The organism is Kitasatospora sp. NPDC024654, from assembly GCF_055559155.1.
The window spans coordinates 58,571-81,271 of the sequence record NZ_JBVHLF010000027.1 but is presented as its reverse complement, the minus strand read 5'-3'; the positions used below and the strand labels follow the sequence as shown (position 1 = coordinate 81,271).

Below are 22,701 nucleotides of genomic sequence, written 5' to 3'. Positions count from 1 at the left end.
CACCGAGAGGATGACGGGGTCGCCCGGCACCGAGGACCGGCGAGCCCGGACGCGACGCACCGACACCACGTACCGAACCCGCGGCACCCCACGTGCCGCACCACGCGAGGAGGAGCAGGGGTGGCCCGCCGCTCGTACGCCAGTTTCGGCAACGCCGACTACGGAATCTGGTACCGCTTCGCCGCGGTCCTGGTGAAGCCGGTGACGACCGCTCTGGTGAAGCCCGAGTGGCGCGGTTGGGAGAACCTCCCCAAGGAGGGCGGCTATCTGACGGTGGTGAACCACAACTCGGTGATCGACCCGGTGGTCTACGCGCACTTCCAGTACAACAGCGGCCGGCCGCCCCGGATGCTCGGCAAGTCCTCGCTGTTCACCGTGCCGTTCATCGGTTTCATGCTCCGCAAGACCGGTCAGATCCCGGTCTACCGCGACTCCACGGACGCCGCGCGGGCCTTCCGGGCCGCCATCGACGCCGTCAACAACGGCCAGGTGGTGCAGTTCTACCCCGAGGGCACGATCACCCGGGACCCGGACCTGTGGCCGATGACCGGCAAGAGCGGCGCCGCCCGGGTGGCCCTGATGACCGGCGCGCCGGTGATCCCGGTCGCGCACTGGGGCGCGCACGAGATCTTCCCGCCCTACGGCCGCGGTCTGGGCGGCAAGAAGGCCAAGGTCAGCCTCTTCCCGAGGCACCGGGTGCAGGTGGTGGCCGGCCCGCCGGTCGACCTGAGCCGTTACCAGGGCCGGGAACTCACCGCGCAGGTGCTGCGCGAGGCCACCGACGACATCATGGCGGCGATCACCGAGGTGCTCGCCGGCATCCGCGGCGAGGAGGCGCCGGCCGAGCGCTACGACCTGCGCCGGGCCGCCCGGGCGCGGAACGCCGCCCGCCGCGACCGGGCCGGGGCCACCGCGGACGGCACCGACCAGGAGGACGAGCTGTGACCCGCTGCGCTGTGTTCGGAACCGGCTCCTGGGGCACCGCGTTCGCGATGATCCTGGGCGACGCCGGCTGCGAGGTGACCCTCTGGGGCCGTCGCAAGGAGCTGGTGGACACCATCGCCGGCACCCACCGCAACCCCGACTACCTGCCGGGGGTCCAGCTCCCGGAGACGGTCACCGCCACCACCGACCCGGCCGTCGCGCTGGCCGGCGCGGACTTCGCGGTGCTCGTGGTGCCCTCGCAGACGCTGCGCGAGAACCTGGCGTCCTGGGCGCCGCTGATGGGGCCGCGGACCGTGCTGGTGAGCCTGATGAAGGGCATCGAACTCGGCACCGCCAAGCGGATGAGCGAGGTGATCGGCGAGGTGGCCGGGGTCGGCCCGGAGCGGGTCGCCGTGGTCAGCGGTCCCAACCTGGCCGGGGAGATCGCCAATCGGCAGCCGGCCGCGACCGTGGTCGCCTGCGCGGACGAGGCGGTCGCCAAGCGGCTGCAGACCGCCTGCCACACGCCGTACTTCCGCCCCTACACCAACACCGACGTGATCGGCTGCGAGTTGGGCGGCGCGGTCAAGAACGTGATCGGCCTGGCGGTCGGGATGGCCGACGGGATGGGTCTGGGCGACAACACCAAGGCCACCCTGATGACCCGCGGCCTGGCCGAGACCACCCGGCTCGGGGTGGCGCTGGGCGCCGACCCGTACACCTTCGCCGGCCTGGCCGGGATGGGCGACCTGGTGGCCACCTGCTCCTCGCCGCTCTCCCGCAACCACACCTTCGGCTTCAACCTGGGCCGCGGGATGACGGTGGCCGAGACGGTGGCGGTCACCAAGCAGACCGCGGAGGGCGTCAAGTCCTGCGAGTCGGTGCTGGACCTGGCCCGGCGCAACGGGGTGGACATGCCGATCGTCTCGGCGGTGGTGGACGTGGTGCACCACGGGCGGCCCACCCAGGAGGTGCTGGCCCAGCTGATGGCCCGCTCGGCCAAGCCCGAGCGGCGCTGACCGGGAACCAAACGGATCGCACGGTAGTCTCACCTCCGATATGAGCATCGAACCGACCTCCCCGCAGCAGGATCCCGCCCGCGACGGGCGCAAGCCGCGCGTCGCGATCGTCTTCGGCGGCCGCAGCTCCGAGCACGCCATCTCGGTCTCCACGGCCGGCAGCGTGCTGAAGGCCATCGACCGGACCAAGTACGACGTCCTGCCGATCGGCATCACCCAGGAGGGCCGCTGGGCCCTGGTGTCCGACGAACCGGCCCGGATGGCGATCACCGACGGTCGGCTGCCGGACGTGGCGCAGATCGCCGAGCAGGCGGAGGGCCAGGTCGCGCTGCCGACCAGCCCGGCCTCCCGCGAGGTGGTCTGGAGCGAGCCCGGTTCCGCGCCCAAGGCGCTCGGCGACGTGGACGTGGTGCTGCCGCTGCTGCACGGCCCGTGGGGCGAGGACGGCACCCTGCAGGGCCTGCTGGAGCTCTCCGGGGTGCCCTACGTGGGCTCCGGCGTGCTGGCCAGCTCGGTCGGCATGGACAAGGAGTACACCAAGCGGGTGCTGGAGTCCTTCGGCATCGGCGTCGGCCCGTACACCGTGATCCGGCCGCGCGACTGGGAGGGAGAGGAGGGCCGCGCCGCCGCCCGGGCCCGGGTCGCCGAGCTGGGCCTGCCGGTCTTCGTCAAGCCCTGCCGGGCCGGGTCCAGCATCGGGATCACCAAGGTCAAGGACCTCGCCGACCTCGACCAGGCGATCGAGGAGGCCCGCCGGCACGACCCCAAGGTGATCGTCGAGGCGATGCTGGAGGGCCGCGAGATCGAGTGCGCGGTGCTGGAGTTCCCGACCGGTCCGCGGGCCAGCGTGCCGGCCGAGATCCTGGTCGGCGGCGACTTCGAGTTCTACGACTTCGAGGCCAAGTACATCGACTCCTCGGAGGTGCGGATCCCCGCGCAGCTGACCGAGGACGAGACCGCCGAGATCCGCCGGCAGGCGGTGGCCGCGTTCGAGGCGCTGAGCTGCGAGGGGCTGGCCCGGGTGGACTTCTTCCTGCTCACCGACGGCCGCTGGGTGGTCAACGAGATCAACACCATGCCCGGCTTCACGCCGATCTCGGCCTACCCCAAGATGTGGGAGGCCAGCGGGGTGCCCTACGCCGAGCTGATCGACCGGCTGCTGCAGGCCGCGCTGCGCCGCTCCACCGGGCTGCGCTGACCCGCTCCGTGCCAGAAGCGCCCCGCGGTCCGCGGGGCGCTTCTCACTTCGGTGGTCACCGCTCCGCCGGCTACTGCGGGAACTGCGACGGGACGGTCTTCGAGACCGCGTCGGAGATGGCCGGCAAGGGGTCGGTGGGGTTCGGGTAGGCGCCGTGCGGGACCAGCACCTCGACGTTGGCGTCGCGCTGGATGGTGGTGAACAGCACGTCGCCGTCGGACCGCTGGTCGATCAGCCAGTTGACCCCGTTCACGCCGATCGAGTCCGCCTCCGGGTGCTGGATCAGCAGTTCGGGCACCGGCACGCCGCAGCGCAGCACGGTGGCCGGGCTGCTGGCCCAGGCCGCGGTGAGCGGTGAGACGGGCGTGATCGAGGCGTGGCCGTGGCCCTGCACGTCGCCGGGCAGTGCCTCGGCGAGCGCCAGGCAGTAGCCGCGCTGGTCGGCGGGTGGCGCGGGCACCGCCACGTGCTGCGGGCCGGCCCAGCTGCCGAGCAGGTACACCAGGCAGCCGGCCAGCGCGACGGGCACCGCCAGCCACTTCACGGGGGCCGGCAGCACTTGCAGGAGACGGTTCAACCGGGCTGGTGCGGACACCGGCCGATGGTAACCGCGGTTACAGATGGACCACCGGGCAGGTCAGGGTCCGGGTGATGCCCTCGACCTGTTGGATCTGGGCGACGACCAGCCGCCCCAGGTCGTCCACGGTGCCCGCCTCGGCGCGGACGATCACGTCGTACGGCCCGGTGACGTCCTCCGCGAGCAGAACGCCACCGACCTTGCTGATCGCTTCGGCGACGGCGGTCGCCTTGCCCACTTCGGTCTGGATCAGGATGTATGCCTGTACCACGGAGGACCTCCCGGCGCCTGGGGGTGGTGGTTCGCGACTCGACCCGGCGGCCCGCACGGGGTGGGTGGTGGTGGGCGGGCACGCACAGGGCTGGATCACCACGCTACCGCGCAGGGGGCCCGGGAGGGAGACCCCGATGCCCACCAGAGGCGTACGCTTCGCGCGGGGGAGCGCGCCGCACCCCCGCCGGGGGACGCGGGACAGGGACGCAGGAGAGGACGGCACATGCAGGGGACCGTGGGCGAACTCGGCGAGTTCGGCCTCATCAGGGAGCTCACCGCCCGGCTGCCGATCACTCCGGCGGTGGAGCTCGGACCGGGCGACGACGCGGCCGTGGTCCAGGCGCCGGACGGTCGGGTGGTGGCCACCACGGACGTGCTGATCGAGGGTCGGCACTTCCGCCGGGACTGGTCCACCGCCTACGACGTGGGCCGCAAGTCGGCCGCGCAGAACCTGGCCGACGTCGCCGCGATGGGCGCGGTGCCGACCGCGCTGCTGCTCGGTCTGGTCGCCCCCGCCGACCTGCCGACCACCTGGGCGACCGAGATGATGGACGGCCTGCGCGACGAGTGCCAGGTGGCGGGCGCCGCGGTGGTCGGCGGCGACGTGGTGCGCGGCGACACCATCACGCTGGCCATCACCGCTTTGGGTGATCTGCAGGGCCGCGCCCCGGTGCGCCGCTCGGGCGCCCGGCCCGGCGACGTGGTCGCGGTGACCGGCTGGTTGGGCTGGTCGGCGGCCGGCCTGACCGTGCTGGCCCGCGGTTTCCGCTCGCCGCGCGCCTTCGTCGAGGCGCACCGGCGGCCCGAGCCGCCGTACCATGCCGGGCCGGCCGCCGCCGAGCTGGGCGCGACCTCCATGATCGACGTCAGCGACGGCCTGGTGGCCGACCTGGGACACGTCGCGGCGGCCAGCACGGTCGACATCGACCTGCGCGCGGCCGACTTCGACGTCCCGGCGCAGATGGCGGACATCGGCCAGGCAGTCGGAGTGGACCCGCTGGTCTGGGTGCTGTCCGGCGGCGAGGACCACGCGATCGTGGCGACCTTCCCGCCGAGCGTGCAACTGCCAGCCCGCTGGCGGGTGGTGGGCGAGGTGACCGGCCCGGCCCGGTCCGGTGGCCGGGTCACCGTGGACGGCGCGCCCTGGGAGCGCACCGGGGGCTGGGACCACTTCACCGAGTGACCCGGCATGCTTCCTCCCGCCGCACCGCGTCGTCGGTGGGGCGGTCACCACACCCGGCGCAGCGCGTAGGCTTGCGCTGATTGTCAGTAGTGTCCGGATTGTTCGGCGGGAGAGCACAGCCAGCATGCGAATCGGTGTCCTGACCAGCGGCGGCGACTGCCCCGGCCTCAACGCGGTGATCCGCTCGGTGGTCCACCGGGGCCTGGACGTCCACGGCGACGAGATCCTCGGGATCGAGGACGGTTTCCTGGGCCTGATCGAGGGTCGGGCCAGGACGGTCGGCCACGACGACGTGACCGGCCTGCTGACCCTGGGCGGCACCATCCTCGGCTCGGCCCGGGTCCAGCGCGACAAGATCCTCTGGGCCGTGCAGAACGCCCGCACGCTGGCCGGCAACCTCGGCCTCGACGCGCTGATCGCGATCGGCGGCGAGGGCACGCTGACCGCCGCCAAGCTGTTCAGCGACGCCGGGCTGCCGGTGGTCGGGGTGCCGAAGACCATCGACAACGACATCGACGCCACCGACGTCACCTTCGGCTTCGACACCGCGGTGCACGTGGCCACCGAGGCGATCGACCGGCTGAAGACCACCGCCGAGTCGCACCAGCGGGTCATGGTGGTCGAGCTGATGGGCCGGCACACCGGCTGGATCACGCTGACCGCCGGCATGGCGGCCGGCGCGCACGGCATCCTGATCCCGGAGAAGCCCTTCGACATCGAGGCGGTGGCCCGGATGATCGAGGAGCGTTTCGACCGCGGCAAGAAGTTCGCCATCATCGCGGTCGCCGAGGGCGCCGCGCCGATGCCGGGCACGCTCCGCTTCGACCACGGCACGGTCGACCAGTACGGCCACCAGACCTTCGGCGGGATCGGCACCCGGCTCGCGCACGAGCTGGAGGACCTGCTCGGCAAGGAGGCCCGCCCGGTGATCCTCGGCCACACCCAGCGCGGCGGCACCCCGACCGCCCGGGACCGGGTGCTGGCCACCCGGTTCGGCTGGCACGCGGTGGAGGCCGTGCACAAGGGCGCCTTCGGCCACTTCACCGCGCTGCGCGGGAACGAGATCGAGCTGGTCCCGGTGGCCGACGCGGTGACCCGGCTGAAGACCGTGCCGCCGGACCGCTGGATGGAGTCCGAGGCCGTGCTCTGACCGGGGCCGGGTAGGTTGGGCGGCATGTCCGACACCACTCCTTCCACGCCCGCCGTCGCCCCGCCCCGCGTGCTGACCGTGGCCGGCTCCGACTCCGGCGGCGGAGCCGGGATCCAGGCCGACCTGAAGACCATGCTGGCGCTCGGCGTGCACGGCATGAGCGTGATCACCGCGGTCACCGCGCAGAACTCGCTGGGCGTCCAAGGCTACTGGGAGCTGCCCGCGGCCGCGGTCCGGGCGCAGTTCCGAAGCGTGGTCGACGACATCGGGGTGCAGGCGGTGAAGACCGGCATGCTGGCCTCGATCGAGCTGGTGGAGACGGTCTCGGAGCTGCTCGCCGGGGTCGGGGCGCCGGTGGTGGTGGACCCGGTCGGGGTCTCCAAGCACGGCGACCCGCTGCTCGCGGCGGAGGCCGTCGCCACGGTGCGCGAGCGGCTGTTGCCGGTGGCCACCCTGGTCACCCCGAACCTGCACGAGGTGACCCAGCTGACCGGACTGACGGTGACCGAGGAGCGCGGGATGCGGCCGGCCGCCGAGGCGCTGCTGGCGCTCGGCCCGCGCTGGGTGCTGGTCAAGGGTGGGCACCTGGCGGGCGAGGCGGCCGACCTGCTGGTCGGCGCGGACGGCGGCGAGCACTGGTTCCGCTCCCCGCGGTACGACAATCGGCACACCCACGGCACCGGCTGCACGCTGGCCAGCGCGATCGCCGCCGAGCTGGCCAAGGGCCGCGAGGTGCCCGGGGCGGTGGCGGCGGCCAAGGAGTACGTCACCGGCGCGATCCGGGCCGGCTTCGCGCTCGGTGCCGGGATCGGTCCGGTCGACCACGGTTGGCGGCAGCGCGGCTGAGCGTGTTGGTGGGGGCCCGGCGGCGGGCCCCCACCGCACGGTGGCGTGGACGGTCAGCCCGGCGGCGTGGACGTCCAGCGGCCCGGAAAGGGCGTGGAGAAACAGAAAACCGGTTCATCCGAGGATGAACCGGTTTCCCGGAGGACCGGCATGCCGGTCTGCGCGTCAGCGCGAGACCTTACCGGCCTTGATGCACGAGGTGCACACGTTGAGCCGCTTCGGCGTCCGCCCGATCACAGCGCGCACCGTCTGGATGTTGGGGTTCCAACGACGGCGGGTACGGCGGTGCGAGTGGGAGATGTTGTTGCCGAAGCCCGGCCCCTTGCCGCAGACGTCGCAGTTGGCAGCCACAGGAGTCACTCCAAGACTTCAGATCATTTACGTTCGAAAACCCCGGGAGAAGCCCCCGAGCCACTCGCGTGGACCGGATCGCGTCAAGGGGTGAGCCCGGGTTGTTCCAGGCAACCGGAGCAGCATACATCGGCTACTCCCGTTCGACGAAACTACCATGTGGAGCCCCTTGATCGCTCCGCGCCCGGGAACCGGCGCTGGGCTGGGCAATCCCCCGATAACCTGCCAGGGACACCCTGGCCCGTTCCCGTCGCGTTCACCTGGAGGAGACCCGGTGTTGGACACGCTCGACGCCTCCGCCGTCCGCACCTGGTGCCGGCTCGCGCTGTCCGCCCTCGGCCAGGCCCGCGAGGAGATCGACGCGCTGAACGTCTACCCGGTGCCGGACGGGGACACCGGGACCAACCTCTACCTGACCGTGGAGTGCGCCACCGCGGAGGTGGAGCGCTGCTTCGAGGCGGCCGGCGAGGAGCCGGGCGGTGAGCCCGGGCTGGCCACCGCGATCCGGGCGATGGCCCGCGGCGCGCAGCTCGGGGCGTGCGGCAACTCCGGGGTGATCCTGGCCCAGCTGCTGCGCGGGGCGGCCGAGGTGCTGGCCGAGCACGGTGGTGGTCCGGAGCAACTGCGCGAGGCGCTGCGCCGGGGCAGCGAGTCGGCGTACCAGGCGGTGGACGTCCCGGTCGAGGGCACCCTGCTGACGGTCGCGGCCGGCGCCGCCGAGCAGGCCGGCCGGGCCGCGGGCGGGCTGGCCGAGGTGGCCGGCGCCGCGCACGACGCGGCCCGGCGGGCGCTGCTGCACACCCCGGACCAGTTGGACGTGCTGGCCCGGGCCGGCGTGGTGGACGCCGGTGGCCGGGGTCTGGTGGCGGTGCTGGGCGCGCTGGCCGACGCGGTCACCGGCCAGCGGCCGATGGGCCCGGTGGCGCTGGGCGAGGACCTCGGCGAGCTCACCACGGTGGAGCGCTGCGCCGAGCCGCCCCGGCTGCCCGGCCACCCGGCCTTCGAGGTGATCTACCTGCTGGACGCCCCCGACCGGGCGCTGCCGGCGCTGCGCGGGCGGCTGGCGGCGCTCGGCGACTCGCTGGTGATCGGCGGCGGCGACGGGCTGTGGAACGTCCACGTGCACGTGGACGACGCGGGTGCGGCGGTGGAGGCCGGGGTGGAGGCGGGCCGCCCGCACCGGATCCGGATCACCCACTTCGCCGAGGCCGAGGCCCGTTCCGGTGGCGCCGCACCGGCCGAGCCCGCCGCCCGGGCGGTGCTCAGCGTGGTGGCCGGTGCCGGCCTGGCCGAGCTCTGCGCCCGGGCCGGCTCGGCGGTGCTGCCGGCCGACCCGGACGCGCCTCCGTCCAGTGCCGAGCTGGCCGCGGCGGTCCGCCGGTGCGCCGCCCGCGAGGTGATCGTGCTGCTCAACGACCCCGAGCTGCGGGCCACCGCGGGCGCCGCCGCCGACCAGCTGCGTGAGGAGGGGGTGCGGATCGCCGTGCTGCCCACCCGCTCGCCGGTGCAGGGCCTGGCGGCGCTGGCGGTGCACGAGGCGGCCCGGCGGTTCGACGAGGACGTGGTCGCCATGACCTCCGCGGCCGGCGCCACCCGGTACGCCGAGCTGGCCGTCGCCGAGGGCGAGTCCTGGACGATGGCCGGGGTCTGCCAGGCCGGCGACGTGCTCGGGCTGATCGACGGGGACGTCGCGGTGATCGGCGCCAGCATCGGCGCGACCGGCGCCGAGGTGCTCTCCCGGATGCTCGCGGCCGGTGGCGAGCTGGTCACCCTGGTGCTCGGCGGGGGCGCCCCGGACGGCCTGGCCGAGCAGCTGGTGGCGCACGCCCGACGGCAGCGCCCGGAGGTGGACACCGTGGTCTTCACCGGTGGCCAGGAGAGCGCGCCGCTGCTCATCGGGGTGGAGTGACCCGGCTCGTCGGTGCGGTGGTGTCCAATAGGCGTGATGGCCGCACTCGACGTACCCCTGACCAAGCTGGTCGGCGACCGCACCGCGAAGGTGCTCGCCGACAGCCTCCGCCTGCGCACGGTCGGCGACCTGCTGCACCACTACCCGCGCCGCTACGTCGAGCGCGGTGAGCTGACCAGCCTGGACGACCTGGAGATCGACGAGCACGTCACCGTGCTGGCGAAGATCGAGAAGGTCACCCTGATCCCGTTCCGGCAGCGCCGCGGGGACCGGCTGGAGGTGGTGGTCACCGACGGCCGCGGCCGGTTGACCCTGGTCTTCTTCAACCAGGGCTGGCGGCAGAAGGAGTTGCGCCCGGGGGCCCAGGGGCTGTTCGCCGGCAAGGTCGGCGTCTTCAACCGGACCCGCCAACTGGCCAGCCCGGACTACCAGTTGCTGGACGAGGACGCGGACGACGGCGCCGCGCGGAAGTTCGCCGGCCGGCTCATTCCGGTCTATCCGGCCAGCGCCCAACTGCCCAGCTGGAAGCTGTCGTTGTGCGTGGAGACGGTGCTCGACGGACTGCGTGGCACCGGCTGGGCCGAGGTCGGCGAGCCGCTGCCGGCCGAACTGCGCGCCGAGCACGGCCTGATCCCACTGCCCGAGGCGCTGGAGCTCATCCACCGCCCGCGCAACCACGCCGAGCGCGAGCGCGCCCAGCAACGGCTGCGCTGGGACGAGGCGTTCGTGTTGCAGGTCGCGCTGGCGCAGCGCCGGGCCGCCGACGCGGCGCGGCCGGCCGTGGCCCGTCCGGTCCGCTCCGGCGGACTGCTGGACGCCTTCGACGCCAAGCTCCCGTTCACCCTGACCGAGGGCCAACAGGCGGTCTGCGCCGAGATCTTCGCCGACCTGGCGACCGAGCACCCGATGCACCGGCTGCTCCAGGGCGAGGTGGGTTCCGGCAAGACGCTGGTCGCGCTGCGGGCGATGCTGACCGTGGTGGACGCCGGCGGGCAGGCGGTGCTGCTGGCGCCGACCGAGGTGCTCGCCCAGCAGCACCACCGCTCGATCGTCGAGATGATGGGGGAGCTGGCCGAGGCCGGGATGCTCGGTGGGGCCGAGGTCGGCACCCGGGTCGCGCTGCTGACCGGCTCGATGGGTGCTCCGGCCCGCCGCCAGGCGCTGCTCGACATGGCGTGCGGGGATGCCGGGATCGCGATCGGCACGCACGCCCTGATCGAGGACAAGGTGCAGTTCCAGGACCTCGGCCTGGTGGTGGTCGACGAGCAGCACCGGTTCGGCGTCGAGCAGCGGGACGCGCTGCGCGCCAAGGGCGGGCAGCCGCCGCACCTGCTGGTGATGACGGCCACCCCGATCCCGCGCACGGTGGCCATGACGGTCTTCGGCGACCTGGAGACCTCGGTGCTGGACCAGTTGCCGGCCGGCCGCTCGCCGATCTCCAGCCACGTGGTGCCCTCGGTGGAGAAGCCCAACTTCCTGGCCCGGGCCTGGGAGCGGATCCGCGAGGAGGTGGCCAAGGGCCACCAGGCGTACGTGGTCTGCCCGCGGATCGGTGACGAGCCGGAGGAACCGAAGAAGAAGCGGCGCGCGGTGGTCGCCGAGGAGGAGGACCCGGAGGACCTCGGCGCCGGCAGCGACGAGCGGCGGCCGCCGCTGGCCGTCGTGCTGACCGCCGAGCAGCTGGCCACCGGGCCGTTGGCCGGGCTGCGGGTGGAGGTGCTGCACGGCCGGCTCGCGCCGGAGGTCAAGGACGACGTGATGCGGCGTTTCGCGGCGGGCCAGGTGGACGTGCTGGTGGCCACCACGGTGATCGAGGTCGGGGTGAACGTGCCGAACGCCACCGCCATGGTGATCATGGACGCCGACCGGTTCGGCGTCTCCCAGCTGCACCAGCTGCGCGGTCGGGTCGGCCGGGGCAGCGCGCCGGGCCTCTGCCTGCTGGTCAGCGAGATGCCCGCGGGCAGCGCGGCGCGGGCCCGGCTGGACGCGGTGGCCGGCACCCTGGACGGCTTCGAGCTGTCCCGGATCGACCTGGAGCAGCGCCGCGAGGGCGATGTGCTCGGCCAGGCGCAGTCCGGGGTGAAGTCCTCGCTGAAGGTGCTCTCGGTGTTGGCGGACGAGGAGGTGATCGCCGAGGCCCGGGCCGCTGCGGCCGCCCTGGTCGCCGCCGACCCCGAGCTGGCGGCTCATCCGGACCTGCGCGCCGCGCTGGCCGGGATGCTCGACGAGGAGCGCGCCGAGTATCTGGAGAAGGGCTGACGGACGGCCGGTTGTCAGTGCCCCGGGAGACAATGGAGGTGTTCAGGGCGCAGGTCAAGTTGCGTTCCTGGCACGACACTTGGGGGTCCTGCCATGGCATTCCGTCATCTCAACGAGCTCCCGCTGGGCGACAAGGTGTTCCGGGTCGAACTCGCCAGCGACGACGACCGGGAGGTCACCCTCACCCTGACCGGCTGGCGTGAGGGATCGGCCGCCAGCCCGCTGGCCGCCGGCCGGCTGCGCCTCCCGGTGGAGGACGTCGCCAGCCTGCGGATCGCGCTCAACCGGGCGCTGCGGGCGCTGGCGATCGTGGCCGACGTCGCCGAGCCGATCCCCGACCGCGACGTACTGCGCGAGCTCTACCCCGGACACGGCGCGCCCTGGGTCCCGCAGCACGAGGAGGAGCTGGCCCGGCGCTTCCACGAGGGCGAGACGATCGCCCGGATCGCCGCCCGGTTCGGCCGGACGCCCGACTCGGTCCGCACCAAGCTGCGGGAGCTGGGCCACGACCCGCGCCGGCCGGAGTACTGCCCGCCCGACGGCTGCCTCTCCTGGTCCCGCTACGCCTCCCCGGCGCTGCTGGGGGCGGCCGCCGCCGCGGAGTAGCGCCACCGAACGGGTGACCGTGGGACCGCTGGTCGGGCGGCCCTGCGGACGCCGCCGCGGGCCGCCCCCGATAGCGTGGTCATGGTCAAGACCAGAGAGGACACCATGACCCGCGTGATCGCCGGGGCGGCCGGGGGCCGCCGGCTGGCCGTACCGCCCGGCCGGGGCACCCGACCGACCTCCGACAAGGCCCGCGAGGCGATGTTCTCCACCCTGGAGGCGCTGCGCGGGTCGCTGGCCGGCGCCCGGCTGCTGGACCTGTTCGGCGGCTCGGGCGCGGTCGGTCTGGAGGCGCTGTCGCGCGGCGCCGCGCACGTCCTGCTGGTCGAGGCGGACGCGGCGGCGGCCCGGGTGATCCGGGCCAACGTCCGGACGGTGGACCTGCCCGGTGCCGAGGTCAGGGCGGACCGTGCCGAGCGGGTGCTCGCCGGCCGGCCGCCCGAGGAGCCGTACGACCTGGTCTTCCTGGACCCGCCGTACGTCGTCACCGACGAGGCGCTGCGCGAGATGCTGATCACACTCCGCGCTGGGGGCTGGATCACCGAGGACGCACTCGTCACCGTGGAACGCAGCACCCGGGGCGGCGAGTTCGGCTGGCCCGGGGGCTTCGTAGCGCTGCGCTCGCGCCGGTACGGCGAGGGCACGCTCTGGTACGGCCAGGCCGCCGAGGCCGACGCCCGCCGGGCGAACGACTGAAAGGGACACCAGACCTCATGCGCCGTGCCGTCTGTCCGGGCTCCTTCGACCCGATCACCAACGGTCACCTCGACATCATCGAGCGGGCCTCCCAGCTCTACGACGTGGTGCACGTCGCGGTACTGATCAACAAGAACAAGCAGGGGCTCTTCACGGTCGACGAGCGGATCGCGCTGATCGAGGAGACCACCGCGGGCTACGGCAACGTCCAGGTCGAGTCGCACCACGGGCTGCTGGTCGACTTCTGCCGGGACCGCGGGATCCCCGCCATCGTCAAGGGCCTGCGGGCGGTCAGCGACTTCGACTACGAGTTGCAGATGGCGCAGATGAACCGCGGTCTGACCGGGGTGGAGACGCTCTTCGTGCCCACCTCGCCGACCTACAGCTTCCTCTCCTCCACGCTGGTCAAGGAGGTCGCCTCGTACGGGGGCGACGTCTCGCACCTGATCCCGCCGCTGGTGCACGCCCGGCTCGTGGAGCGGCTGGCGGAGCGCGCCGCGGCCAGCTGACGGCCGTTCCGCGCGCCGCCCGGGTCCTGGTGGTCTGTCACGGTCTGTCCGTCTTGTCGCCGGCGGCACCGCGCACGGCGTTGTCACCGCACCCCGCGGGGGACGTACAGTCGGTACTCCCGCCCAGCGGTGACCCAGAGTCGGTTCTGGTGCCGCCGGACCCGCTGCCTTCCGCCCGTACCGGCGGCACACGGAAAGACGGACGCCCGTGGACGTGCAGAACAAAGTCGATGAGATCGTCGCCGTGGTCGAGAACGCCCGCGCGATGCCCATGTCGGCCTCCTGCGTGGTGAACCGGGCCGAGCTGGTCGGCCTGCTCCAGGAGCTGCGTGCGGCCCTGCCGGCCGAGCTGGCCCAGGCCCAGTCGGTGATGGCCGACCACGAGCAGGTGGTCGCCGACGCCCGCGGTGAGGCGGAGCGGATCATCCAGGGCGCGCACGCCGAGCGCGGCTCGCTGATCTCCGACACCGAGGTGGTCCGCCGGGCGCAGGCCCAGGCGGACCGGATCCTGGCCGAGGCGCGCGAGGAGGTCGCCGTCAAGCGCCAGGAGGCGGACGACTACGTCGACAGCAAGCTGGCCAACTTCGAGGTCGTGCTCACCAAGACGCTGGGCGCGGTCGGCCGGGGTCGGGACAAGCTGCGCGGCGCCGCCGGTCAGGAGCCGGAGGACGGCGAGGAGTTCCAGCCGGGCAGCAGCCCGAGCCCGGAGGTCGACGAGTACGTCGATGTGAAGCTCGCCACCCTCCAGGCGGTGCTCAGCGGCACCCTGGAGGCGGTCGGCCGGGGCCGCGACAAGCTGCTCGGCAAGGCCCCGATCGACGAGCTGGGCGCCTACCTGGCCGCCGCCGACGAGGCCCAGCAGCAGAAGGACCGGGCCGAGGCGGTGGCCGCCGGCTTCGCCGACGAGGAGGAGCAGCCCTGGTACCGCGAGGTGCCGGAGCAGCAGAGCTGGCCCGAGCAGACCCCGACCGAGGCCGGCTGGCAGGGCGCCGCCCCCGTCGAGGCCCCTTACGCCCCGGCGGCCGGCTACCCGGCTCAGGACCCCTACCAGCAGCAGCCCGGCGGCGACTACCCGGAGATCTACGCCGGCTACGACCCGGCGGCCGCGCAGGCCGACCCGTACGCGAGCCACTGGGCCCAGCAGCAGCCGGACGGGGCCGGCTACCAGCAGCCCGCCGACCCGTACGGCGGCGCCTGGGGCCAGCAGCAGCCGGACGCCGCCGGCTACCCGCAGGAGCAGCCGGCCTACCCGTCGCAGCCCGGTTACGCGCCCTGGGGCCAGCAGGGCGAGGCCGCCGGCTACCCGCAGCACGCCCAGTCGCCGCAGCAGGCGAGCCTGGACGAGACCAGCTTCTTCGACACCAGCATGATCGACATGACCCGGCTGCGGGAGCTGGGCGGTCGCTGAGGCTCCCGCCGGGGTGGGCCGACTTTGGGCCTGGGCTCGCTCTCGGGTAGTCTGACCACTCCGGCCATTCCTTGCCGGACCGTTCGGCTGCCCGCGCACCAGTTGCGTGGCACCCGGACCAACCCGTCGAACCGCCCGCGCCGTGCAGTGATGCGCCCGCCGTAGGAAGTCAGGACACCTTGAACCGCCTCGACCACCGCGACCCGCTCGTGTTCGACACGCACGAGCTCGGCCGTCGCCCGGGGTCCCTGCGCAAGGTGAGCCGGACCTTCGAGGCCCCGGAGGGCTTCGGCATCATCGACGTGATCGGTGTCCCGGTCGGCAGCGAGATGGCGCTGGAACTGCGCCTGGAGTCGGTGATCGAGGGCGTGCTCGTGACGGGGACCGCCGAGGCCCACGTCACCGGCGAGTGCGTACGCTGCCTGGAGCCGGTCGAGGACGACCTCGAGGTGGACTTCCAGGAGCTGTACTACTACCCGGAGACCGACGACCGCGGCCGGGTCCGCGGTGGCGCCGAGGACGGGCTGTCCGACGAGGACGAGGAAGAGACTTACCGGCTGGAGGGCGACCTGTTCGACCTCGAACCGGTGCTGCGGGACGCGGTGGTGCTCGCACTGCCGCTGCAGCCGGTGTGCCAGGACGACTGCCTGGGCCTGTGCTCCGAGTGTGGAGCGCGGCTGAGCGACGACCCGGACCACCACCACGATGCCGTCGACCCCCGGTGGGCGGCTCTGCAGGGACTCTCCGCCGCCCCCGGCGACGAGGGTGACGGAAACACGAACAGCGACACCCGTGAGGGTCTCGCCGAGAACCAGGAGAAGTAGCCGTGGCTGTTCCGAAGCGGAAGATGTCGCGCAGCAACACGCGCCACCGCCGTTCGCAGTGGAAGGCTGCGGTCCCGGCCCTCGTGGCGTGCGACCGCTGCCACGAGCCGAAGCTGGGTCACATCGCGTGCCCGAGCTGCGGCACGTACAACCGTCGCCAGGTCCTCTCGGTCTGATCGGCGGGTGCGAGGATCGATGTCGGACGGTAACTCCTCCCGCAAGTCGTCTCCCAGCAATGGGGGGAAGGGCGGCGGGCCGGCTTCGACCGCATACGACGTCCTGGAAGGGCGCCTCGGGTACACACTTGAGCGCGCCCTTCTGGTACGTGCCCTGACCCACCGCTCGTTCGCGTACGAGAACGGTGGACTGCCCACCAACGAGCGCCTGGAGTTCCTCGGCGACTCGGTGCTGGGCCTGGTGGTGACCGACACCCTCTACCGCATCCACCCGGATGTCCCGGAGGGCACGCTCGCCAAACTGCGCGCCGCGGTGGTCAACTCCCGCGCGCTCGCCGAGGTCGGCCGCGGCCTGGAACTCGGCACCTTCATCCGGCTCGGCAAGGGCGAGGAGGGTACCGGTGTCCGCGACAAGTCGTCGATCCTCGCGGACACCGTCGAGGCCGTGATCGGCGCGATCTACCTGGACCAGGGCCTGGACTCGGCCACCGAGTTCGTGCACCGGCTGTTCGACCCGCTGATCGCCGAGTCCTCCCGGCTGGGTGCCGGCCTGGACTGGAAGACCAGCCTGCAGGAGCTCACCGCCTCGGTGGGCATCGGCGTGCCGGAGTACGTGGTCGAGGAGTCCGGTCCGGACCACGAGAAGACTTTCAACGCCGCCGCGCGGGTCGCCGGCGAGGCCTTCGGCAGCGGCACCGGCCGCTCCAAGAAGGAGGCCGAGCAGAAGGCCGCCGAGAGCGCCTGGCGTGCGATCAAGGAAAAGTACGGCGAGCCGCAGACGCCCGCCGCCTGACTCTGGGGGCTTGCGGTGCCCGAACTGCCCGAGGTCGAGGTCGTCCGGCGCGGACTGGAGCGCTGGGTGACCGGGCGGACGGTCGCCGAGGTGCAGGTCCTGCACCCGCGCGCGGTGCGCCGCCAGCCCGGCGGCCCGGCCGACTTCGTCGCCCGGCTCACCGGCAGCACGCTCGGACCGGCCCGCCGTCGCGGCAAGTACCTCTGGCTGCCGCTGGACGACGGCGGCAGTTCGCTCCTCGGCCACCTCGGGATGAGCGGCCAGCTGCTGGTCCAGGACCCGGCCACCCCCGACGAGACCCACCTGCGGGTCCGGCTCCGGTTCACCGACGGCGGGCGCGAGCTGCGCTTCGTCGACCAGCGCACCTTCGGCGGCCTGGCGGTCGAGGAGGCGGACGACACCGAGGGCACCCCCGGCTCGCTCGCCCACATCGCCCGCGACCCGCTCGATCCGGCCTTCGACGACCAGGCCTTCTACACCGCGCTGCGGGCCCGCCGGACCACCGTCAAGCGTGCCCTGTTGGACCAGACGCTGATCAGCGGGGTCGGCAACATCTACGCGGACGAGGCGCTCTGGCGCTCCAAGCTGCACTACGACCGCCCGACCGCGACCCTCACCCGCCCGCTGGCGGCCACCCTGCTGGCCAACGCCCGCGGGGTGATGACCGCGGCGCTCGCGGTCGGCGGCACCAGCTTCGACAGCCTCTACGTCAACGTGAACGGGGAGAGCGGCTACTTCTCGCGCTCGCTGGACGCCTACGGCCGCGAGGGCGAGCCCTGTTACCGCTGCGGGACCCCGATCCGGCGCGCCGCCTGGATGAACCGTTCCAGCTACTACTGCCCGCGCTGCCAGCGGGTCCCCCGCCCGCGCGGTGGCGAGTAGCCGGCTACCGCCTGGCCAGCTCGGGTTCGGCGTGGGCGGCCGGGTGGAACTCCTCGGCCTGGCCGAAGTGGGCCACCGCGACCGCGCCGACCACGGCGAAGAGGAAGCCCGCGACACCCAGCCAGGCGAAGCCCGCCCGGGCGGCGTCGTGCAGCCAGAGCACCCCGATCACGCCCGGCACCACGGTCTCGCCGACCACCAGGGCGGCGGTGGCGCCGTTGACCGAGCCCAGCTGCAGCGCCACCGTGTGCAGGTACATCCCGCCCAGACCGCCGACCAGGATCGCGTACAGGGCCGGGTCACCGACCAACTGGCCGAGGTTGAACGGGTCGAAGCCGTCCAGGATCCGCACCCCGATGCCGAGCGCGCCGAAACCGAGGCCGGAGAGCAGGCCGGCCACGATCGCGCCACTGGCGCCCAGCCGGCGCACCACCAGCGAGCCGCCCGCGATCAGCACCACCGAGACCAGCAGCAGCCACCAGTGGGTGGGCATCGGCACCGTACCGGTGCCCTCCGGGCCGGCGGCCACCGCGAGCGCCACCAGCGCCGCGCAGACCACCGCGATGGAGGCCCACTCGGGCCGCTTGAGCCGGATCCCGAGCAGCCTGATGCTGAGCAGCGCGGTGATCACCAGGTTGGCGCTGATCACGGTCTGCGAGAGGAAGAGGGGCAGCAGCCGGGCGGCCAGCGCGCCGAGCAGGAACCCGATCAGGTCGAGCACCGTGCCCAGGATGAACTCCCAGGTGACCACGGCCTTGGCGGTGGAGGCCAGGCTCGGGCCGCCGTGCTCGGTGACCAGCGGCTGCTCCGCCGGGCCGGCCGCGGCGGCCTCCTCGCGGGCCGATCGGCGGGAGCCGACCGCCTGCAGCACCGAGCCGGTGCCGTAACAGACGGACGCCGCGACGGCGGTCACGAGGCCGATGATCACCTAGTACTCCGATCGGAGGGAATGAAGAAGGGCGAATGATCCCACTATGCCCTGTCGAGGACGGACCGGAGAAGCCCGGTGCGGATCATGGACCGCCCCGGTCCGCGGCTGGCCTCAGTTGACGCAGGGGATGCCGCCCATCTTCACCGGGGGTCCCTGCATCGGGATCCCGGCGGCCGGATCGGTGGACGTCCCGGAGCCGTCGCCGGACGGGCCGCTCGACCCGCCGCCGGCCGGGGTGTAGTTGGCGCCCAGGGCGACCTCGACGTGGCCCACACGCACCGTGGAACTCGGGACCGCGGTGACGTTGTAGCGGGCCGCGATCTGGTCGGCGGCCTCCTTGGCCCCGGTGCCGTAGCTCACGGTGGTCCTCGTCTGGCGCGGACCCTGGCTGATCCGCCCCTGGCCGTAACCCAGCGCCACCAGCGCCCTGGACTCGTCACCGGCGGCGCCCGGGACGGCGGAGGTGTTGATCACGTCCACGGTGCCCGGGGCGGCCTTCGCCGGCGACGGCGAGGCGGACGGTGGGTCGGCGGGGGCGGAGGCGTCGGCGGCGCCCCCCGGGGCGTCGGCCACGTTGCCGCCGCCGGCCGGGGCCGGGTCGTGGCCGGTCAGCTGCTGGACGATCCGCTTGATCTGGGCCGGGTCCACCGTGTTGACCTCCTCGCCGTTGACCTTGGCGAAACCGGAGATCGGCAGCGTGTTCGCCTCGATGTGACCGCCGGAGAGGTTGGGCGCCTGCTGGGCGAAGTCCAGCACGTTCCACCGGTCGTCCATCACGACGTCCTGCTTGATCACGTCGAACAGCTGCTGCATCTTGCCCAGGTCGCCGATCACGCCCTGGCCCTTCAGCTTGGCGATGACCGAGGAGATGAAGGCCTGCTGGCGGTGGGTGCGGTCGAGGTCGCCGTTGGTCAGGTTGTGCCGCTGGCGGACGAAGGAGAGCGCCTGGGCGGCGTTGAGGGTGTTGAGCCCGGCGTGGAAGTCGGCACCGGAGCCCTGGCCCTCCATGGCCGGGTCCTTGGTGGCGTGGTTCAGGCAGACCTGGATCGGCCCGACGGCCTTGGCGATGTCGTAGAAGCCGAGCAGGTTGACCTCGGCGAAGTGGTCGATCGGGATGCCGAGGAAGTTCTGCACGGTGGCCAGGGTGGCCTTGCGGCCGGCCTCCCGGCCCTGCCGCTCCAGCTCGGCCTTGGAGAGGCCCTTGCCGGCCAGCTTGCTCTCGGCCATCGACTTGGCGATGCCGTAGGCCTCCTTGATCTTGTGCATCCTGCCGTCGGCGCCGGCGGTCTGCACGTAGTCGTCGCGCGGGATGGAGAGCGCGGTGACCTGGCCGCCGTTGGCCGGGATGTGCATCACCATCAGGGTGTTGGTGTTGTAGCCGCCGACGTCGCTGCTGGAGCCGGCGTGCAGTTCGTCCTGGACGAACTGGCCGGGCAGGTCGTTGCCGTTCATGTCCTTCCGGCTGTCCAGGCCGATCAGCAGCAGGTTGACCGAGTTGTCCAGGTGCGGTGGGGCGCCCTTCTTGAGGTCGTCCAGCGCGCTGGAGGTGGTCAGGCCGTTGGTCAGCGACTGGTAGGCGTACCAGGTGAAGCCGCAGGTGCCGAGGACGGCCAGCGAGGTGGCGCAGGCGACCGTACGGGCCGCGATCACCACCGGGTTGCGCCGCTGACCCCGTTGCACCCCGCCGCCGGTCCCTGCCCCGGCCGGCCGGCGTGCCGCGCGGCCGGCTCGGCCGCTGTCCTTCTGTTCAGCCACGACGGCCTCCCCTTTCTCGTCTCTCTCGCACCACCCGGACCAGCACCGCGGCCGCCGCCGCCAGCACCGCCGCGACCATCACCGGGAACCCGTGGATGGCCCAGCGGGCGGCTCCGGTCGCCAGCGCCTCGGTGCTCCGGTACTTCGACGAGTGGGCCAGCAGCTCGGTTACGGCCGTACAGAGCAGGACCACCGGAGGTGGGGCGGTGAGCACCCACCACCAGCCGTCCCGGCCGGACAGCAGTGCGGCGCCGGCGGTACCGAGCACGGTCAGCACGCCGAAGATCCAGCCCGGCGTCGAGCCGGTCAGCTCGTCGGCCAGCGCACCCAGCAGCGGTAGCCCGACCGCCAGCAGCGCCGGGCCGCCCCTGGTCGGAGCGGCGGCGCGGGTCTGCTGGCCGGCCCGCCGGCTGCGCGCCCGGGCGGCCGCGCGTCCGCCGGACCGGTCGACGGCGGCGCGGCCCGGATCCCGGGGCTCGGTGCCCCTGCCGCGTTGCCCGCGCCGCGGGCCCGGTACGTCGGCCCGGGCCCGAGCCTCCCCGGCGGGCACGCCCGCCCTTTGGCCTGCCATGTGTTCCTACCTCGTCCGATCGGCCGGCGGCGCCGGCGGCCGTGTCGGCAGTTCGCCGACACTTTCGAAAGTTGCGCAATCTTGCAAGCGTCCGGACGCCTGGCGCGGGACTGACGGTTCCCCGGAGCGGTCTGAACGTAACACTTGCGTAAGAGTATGAGTTTTGAACAATCCTTGGTCCGTGCTGTAGGAGGGTCCCAATCCACGTGACTCTAGGGCAAGTTGGGGATCGAACCGATGATCCAATGCCCCGTACGGGCGGACGGTGCTCCGACGAATGCCGGATTCGTCCCGGTAGCGTCTGGGGGCATGAGAATCGTTCTTCGCCGCTCCCGGGCGGCCGGCGCGGTCGCGCTGCCGGCCGTGCTGCTCGGGCTGCTGCTCCTGCTGGTGCCCGGTACGGCCTCCGCCGCGGGCGGGCTCGACGCCGCCTCCGCCGCTCTGAAGCAGGGCAAGGTCTTCGTCGACCCGGCGATGACCGGGCAGTTCTCGCAGGCCCAGGCCGACGCGCTGACCTCGAAGATCAGGAGTGCTGACAAACCGATCTTCGTCGCGGTGGTCCCGGCCACCGACCAGTACCCGTCGAACACGGTCTTCCAGGACCTTCGGACCAAGACCGGCATCACCGGGGTCTACGCGATCTGGCGCGGTGACCGCTTCGCGGTCCGCAGTGACCGGGTCGCGCTGGCCACGGCGACCGCGCAGAACTACGCGCAGGCCGCCTACGACTCGCACCCCGGGGACGTCAACGGCACCCTGACCGACTTCGTCGGCAACGCGTCGCCCAAGGTCAAGGGCCACGGCGTGGAGTCCTCCTCCGGGATCGGCGCGGCGATGATCATCGTGCCGCTGGCGGTGCTGGCGCTGGCCGGCGCGGGCGGTTTCCTGCTGTACCGGCGGTCCGCCAAGCGCAAGGCCGAGCAGCGGGCCGCCGAGCTGCGGCAGCTGCGCACGGTGGTGGACGAGGACATCACCGCCTTCGGCGAGGAGCTGGAGCGGCTGGACTTCGACCCCGGCGCCGCCGACGCGGACGACGTCCAGCGCGCCGACTACACGCACGCCCTCGACGCGTACGAGACCGCCAAGCGGACCATGGACGCCGCCAAGGAGCCGGCGGACGTCAAGGCGGTCACCGAGGCGCTGGAGGACGGCCGGTTCGCGCTGGCCACCCTGGCGGCCCGGCGTGACGGCCGGCCGCTGCCGGACCGTCGCCCGCCGTGTTTCTTCGACCCGCGGCACGGTCCCTCGGTGCGGGACGCCGACTGGGCGCCGGCCGGCGGCGCGGCCCGGGCCGTCCCGGTCTGCGCGGCCGACGGCCAGCGGCTGGCCAGTGGCCTCGACCCGGCGATCCGCACGGTCCAGACCGAGCAGGGGCCGCAGCCGTACTGGAACGCCGGCCCCGCGTACGGCCCGTGGGCCGGCGGGTACTTCGGCGGCTACGGTTCTGGGCTGCTGCCCGGTCTGCTGCTCGGCACCGTGCTGGGCTCGGTCTTCTCCGGCGGTGACGCCTGGGCCGCCCCCGGCTACCAGGGCGGGTACGAGGGCGGCGGCCAGGAGCAGTACGAGGGCGGCGACTTCTCCGGTGGCGACTTCGCCCGCCAGGACTTCGGCGGGTTCGGCAGTGGGGACTTCGGTGGCGGCTCCGACTTCGGTGGCGGCGACTTCGGTGGCGGCGACTTCGGCGGCGGGGACTTCGGGGGCGGCGACTTCTGAGCCGCGGCCACCGGACCTGGCCAGGGGCCCCACCGGCGACCGCCGGTGGGGCCCCGGGGGGGGGGTGGGGGGGGGGGGGGGGGGGGGGGGGGGGGGGGGGGGGGGGGGTCGACCCGGTGTCGGGAGGCTTTTTGGTAGTTGTCTCTGC

The 22,701-nt window shown here is 73.2% G+C and carries 23 protein-coding genes; 17 read left to right on the top strand and 6 right to left on the bottom strand.

Annotation, left to right across the window (positions count from 1 at the left end):
* Positions 1-120: 120 nt before the first annotated feature.
* From ACZ38L_RS18310 to ACZ38L_RS18300, 3 genes are read left to right on the top strand one after another with little or no spacing between them, the layout of a single operon-like run.
* Entirely contained in the window at positions 121-945 is an 825-nt protein-coding gene (locus ACZ38L_RS18310) for a lysophospholipid acyltransferase family protein (protein WP_465694165.1), read from the top strand.
* Positions 942-1,943, top strand: a complete 1,002-nt coding sequence (locus ACZ38L_RS18305; RefSeq protein ID WP_465694164.1) for an NAD(P)H-dependent glycerol-3-phosphate dehydrogenase — start codon at positions 942-944, stop codon at positions 1,941-1,943. Before ACZ38L_RS18310 ends, ACZ38L_RS18305 begins: the two co-directional genes overlap by 4 nt.
* A gap of 40 nt (positions 1,944-1,983) precedes the next feature.
* Entirely contained in the window at positions 1,984-3,141 is a 1,158-nt protein-coding gene (locus ACZ38L_RS18300; RefSeq protein WP_465694163.1) for a D-alanine--D-alanine ligase family protein, read from the top strand.
* A gap of 70 nt (positions 3,142-3,211) precedes the next feature.
* On the opposite strand, the gene ACZ38L_RS18295 is transcribed toward ACZ38L_RS18300, so the two are convergent.
* The gene (locus ACZ38L_RS18295; RefSeq protein WP_465694162.1) at positions 3,212-3,736 is read right to left on the bottom strand and encodes a DUF3515 domain-containing protein; all 525 of its coding nucleotides are present in this window, start codon (positions 3,734-3,736) and stop codon (positions 3,212-3,214) included.
* Between the two features lie 19 nt (positions 3,737-3,755).
* Entirely contained in the window at positions 3,756-3,989 is a 234-nt protein-coding gene (locus ACZ38L_RS18290; protein WP_465694161.1) for an Lrp/AsnC family transcriptional regulator, read from the bottom strand.
* 225 nt (positions 3,990-4,214) lie between these two features.
* Between ACZ38L_RS18290 and ACZ38L_RS18285 the strand changes: the two genes are divergently transcribed.
* From ACZ38L_RS18285 to thiD, 3 genes are all read left to right on the top strand, one after another.
* A complete protein-coding gene (locus ACZ38L_RS18285) occupies positions 4,215-5,174 on the top strand; it encodes a thiamine-phosphate kinase (RefSeq protein ID WP_465694160.1) in 960 nt (319 codons plus the stop codon).
* 124 nt (positions 5,175-5,298) lie between these two features.
* Entirely contained in the window at positions 5,299-6,324 is a 1,026-nt protein-coding gene (locus ACZ38L_RS18280) for an ATP-dependent 6-phosphofructokinase (RefSeq protein ID WP_465694159.1), read from the top strand.
* Between the two features lie 24 nt (positions 6,325-6,348).
* Positions 6,349-7,170, top strand: coding sequence for a bifunctional hydroxymethylpyrimidine kinase/phosphomethylpyrimidine kinase (thiD, locus tag ACZ38L_RS18275; RefSeq protein WP_465694158.1), 822 nt, complete (start codon positions 6,349-6,351; stop codon positions 7,168-7,170).
* Between the two features lie 165 nt (positions 7,171-7,335).
* Here thiD and rpmB read toward each other — a convergent pair whose 3' ends face one another.
* A complete protein-coding gene (gene rpmB, locus ACZ38L_RS18270) occupies positions 7,336-7,521 on the bottom strand; it encodes a 50S ribosomal protein L28 (RefSeq protein WP_035846000.1) in 186 nt (61 codons plus the stop codon).
* A gap of 202 nt (positions 7,522-7,723) precedes the next feature.
* Between rpmB and ACZ38L_RS18265 the strand changes: the two genes are divergently transcribed.
* The 10 genes from ACZ38L_RS18265 to mutM all read left to right on the top strand — a co-directional run bounded on the left by ACZ38L_RS18265 (position 7,724) and on the right by mutM (position 17,583).
* A complete protein-coding gene (locus tag ACZ38L_RS18265) occupies positions 7,724-9,430 on the top strand; it encodes a DAK2 domain-containing protein (protein WP_465694180.1) in 1,707 nt (568 codons plus the stop codon).
* Positions 9,431-9,466: 36 nt separating this feature from the next.
* Positions 9,467-11,689, top strand: a complete 2,223-nt coding sequence (gene recG, locus ACZ38L_RS18260) for an ATP-dependent DNA helicase RecG (RefSeq protein WP_465694157.1) — start codon at positions 9,467-9,469, stop codon at positions 11,687-11,689.
* A 93-nt stretch (positions 11,690-11,782) separates the two neighbouring features.
* Positions 11,783-12,295 carry a hypothetical protein gene (locus ACZ38L_RS18255; protein ID WP_465694156.1) on the top strand — a complete coding sequence of 171 codons (513 nt, stop codon included), beginning with the start codon at positions 11,783-11,785 and terminating at the stop codon, positions 12,293-12,295.
* Positions 12,296-12,376: 81 nt separating this feature from the next.
* Positions 12,377-12,991 (top strand): 16S rRNA (guanine(966)-N(2))-methyltransferase RsmD, encoded by a 615-nt coding sequence (gene rsmD / locus ACZ38L_RS18250; RefSeq protein WP_465694155.1) that lies wholly within the window; start codon positions 12,377-12,379, stop codon positions 12,989-12,991.
* 17 nt (positions 12,992-13,008) lie between these two features.
* The gene (gene coaD, locus ACZ38L_RS18245) at positions 13,009-13,500 is read left to right on the top strand and encodes a pantetheine-phosphate adenylyltransferase (protein WP_396567235.1); all 492 of its coding nucleotides are present in this window, start codon (positions 13,009-13,011) and stop codon (positions 13,498-13,500) included.
* A gap of 214 nt (positions 13,501-13,714) precedes the next feature.
* Positions 13,715-14,908 (top strand): cell division initiation protein, encoded by a 1,194-nt coding sequence (locus ACZ38L_RS18240; protein WP_465694154.1) that lies wholly within the window; start codon positions 13,715-13,717, stop codon positions 14,906-14,908.
* Between the two features lie 179 nt (positions 14,909-15,087).
* Positions 15,088-15,732: a YceD family protein gene (locus ACZ38L_RS18235; protein WP_465694153.1), complete on the top strand. Its 645-nt coding sequence runs from the start codon at positions 15,088-15,090 to the stop codon at positions 15,730-15,732.
* 2 nt (positions 15,733-15,734) lie between these two features.
* Positions 15,735-15,908 (top strand): 50S ribosomal protein L32, encoded by a 174-nt coding sequence (gene rpmF, locus ACZ38L_RS18230; protein WP_030263933.1) that lies wholly within the window; start codon positions 15,735-15,737, stop codon positions 15,906-15,908.
* Positions 15,909-15,927: 19 nt separating this feature from the next.
* Complete coding sequence (rnc, locus tag ACZ38L_RS18225) at positions 15,928-16,701, top strand: ribonuclease III (protein WP_465694152.1); 774 nt, start codon at positions 15,928-15,930, stop codon at positions 16,699-16,701.
* A 15-nt stretch (positions 16,702-16,716) separates the two neighbouring features.
* Positions 16,717-17,583: a bifunctional DNA-formamidopyrimidine glycosylase/DNA-(apurinic or apyrimidinic site) lyase gene (mutM, locus tag ACZ38L_RS18220; protein ID WP_396567226.1), complete on the top strand. Its 867-nt coding sequence runs from the start codon at positions 16,717-16,719 to the stop codon at positions 17,581-17,583.
* A gap of 4 nt (positions 17,584-17,587) precedes the next feature.
* Here mutM and ACZ38L_RS18215 read toward each other — a convergent pair whose 3' ends face one another.
* The 3 genes from ACZ38L_RS18215 to ACZ38L_RS18205 all read right to left on the bottom strand — a co-directional run bounded on the left by ACZ38L_RS18215 (position 17,588) and on the right by ACZ38L_RS18205 (position 20,840).
* Entirely contained in the window at positions 17,588-18,511 is a 924-nt protein-coding gene (locus ACZ38L_RS18215) for a hypothetical protein (protein ID WP_465694151.1), read from the bottom strand.
* A gap of 114 nt (positions 18,512-18,625) precedes the next feature.
* Positions 18,626-20,269: an LCP family protein gene (locus ACZ38L_RS18210; protein ID WP_465694150.1), complete on the bottom strand. Its 1,644-nt coding sequence runs from the start codon at positions 20,267-20,269 to the stop codon at positions 18,626-18,628.
* Positions 20,262-20,840 (bottom strand): DUF6542 domain-containing protein, encoded by a 579-nt coding sequence (locus ACZ38L_RS18205; RefSeq protein WP_465694149.1) that lies wholly within the window; start codon positions 20,838-20,840, stop codon positions 20,262-20,264. Before ACZ38L_RS18205 ends, ACZ38L_RS18210 begins: the two co-directional genes overlap by 8 nt.
* Before the next feature lie 309 nt (positions 20,841-21,149).
* Here ACZ38L_RS18205 and ACZ38L_RS18200 point away from each other — a divergent pair, with 309 nt between their 5' ends.
* A complete protein-coding gene (locus ACZ38L_RS18200; protein WP_465694148.1) occupies positions 21,150-22,553 on the top strand; it encodes a hypothetical protein in 1,404 nt (467 codons plus the stop codon).
* Positions 22,554-22,701: the final 148 nt, after the last annotated feature.

Coding starts and splice junctions, on each gene's coding strand:
- ACZ38L_RS18300 (WP_465694163.1), top strand. CDS start 1,984: ATGAGCATCGAACCGACCTCCCCGCAGCAGGATCCCGCCCGCGACGGG.
- ACZ38L_RS18285 (WP_465694160.1), top strand. CDS start 4,215: ATGCAGGGGACCGTGGGCGAACTCGGCGAGTTCGGCCTCATCAGGGAG.
- ACZ38L_RS18280 (WP_465694159.1), top strand. CDS start 5,299: ATGCGAATCGGTGTCCTGACCAGCGGCGGCGACTGCCCCGGCCTCAAC.
- thiD (WP_465694158.1), top strand. CDS start 6,349: ATGTCCGACACCACTCCTTCCACGCCCGCCGTCGCCCCGCCCCGCGTG.
- recG (WP_465694157.1), top strand. CDS start 9,467: ATGGCCGCACTCGACGTACCCCTGACCAAGCTGGTCGGCGACCGCACC.
- ACZ38L_RS18255 (WP_465694156.1), top strand. CDS start 11,783: ATGGCATTCCGTCATCTCAACGAGCTCCCGCTGGGCGACAAGGTGTTC.
- rsmD (WP_465694155.1), top strand. CDS start 12,377: ATGGTCAAGACCAGAGAGGACACCATGACCCGCGTGATCGCCGGGGCG.
- coaD (WP_396567235.1), top strand. CDS start 13,009: ATGCGCCGTGCCGTCTGTCCGGGCTCCTTCGACCCGATCACCAACGGT.
- rnc (WP_465694152.1), top strand. CDS start 15,928: ATGTCGGACGGTAACTCCTCCCGCAAGTCGTCTCCCAGCAATGGGGGG.
- ACZ38L_RS18205 (WP_465694149.1), bottom strand. CDS start 20,840: ATGGCAGGCCAAAGGGCGGGCGTGCCCGCCGGGGAGGCTCGGGCCCGG.
- ACZ38L_RS18200 (WP_465694148.1), top strand. CDS start 21,150: ATGAGAATCGTTCTTCGCCGCTCCCGGGCGGCCGGCGCGGTCGCGCTG.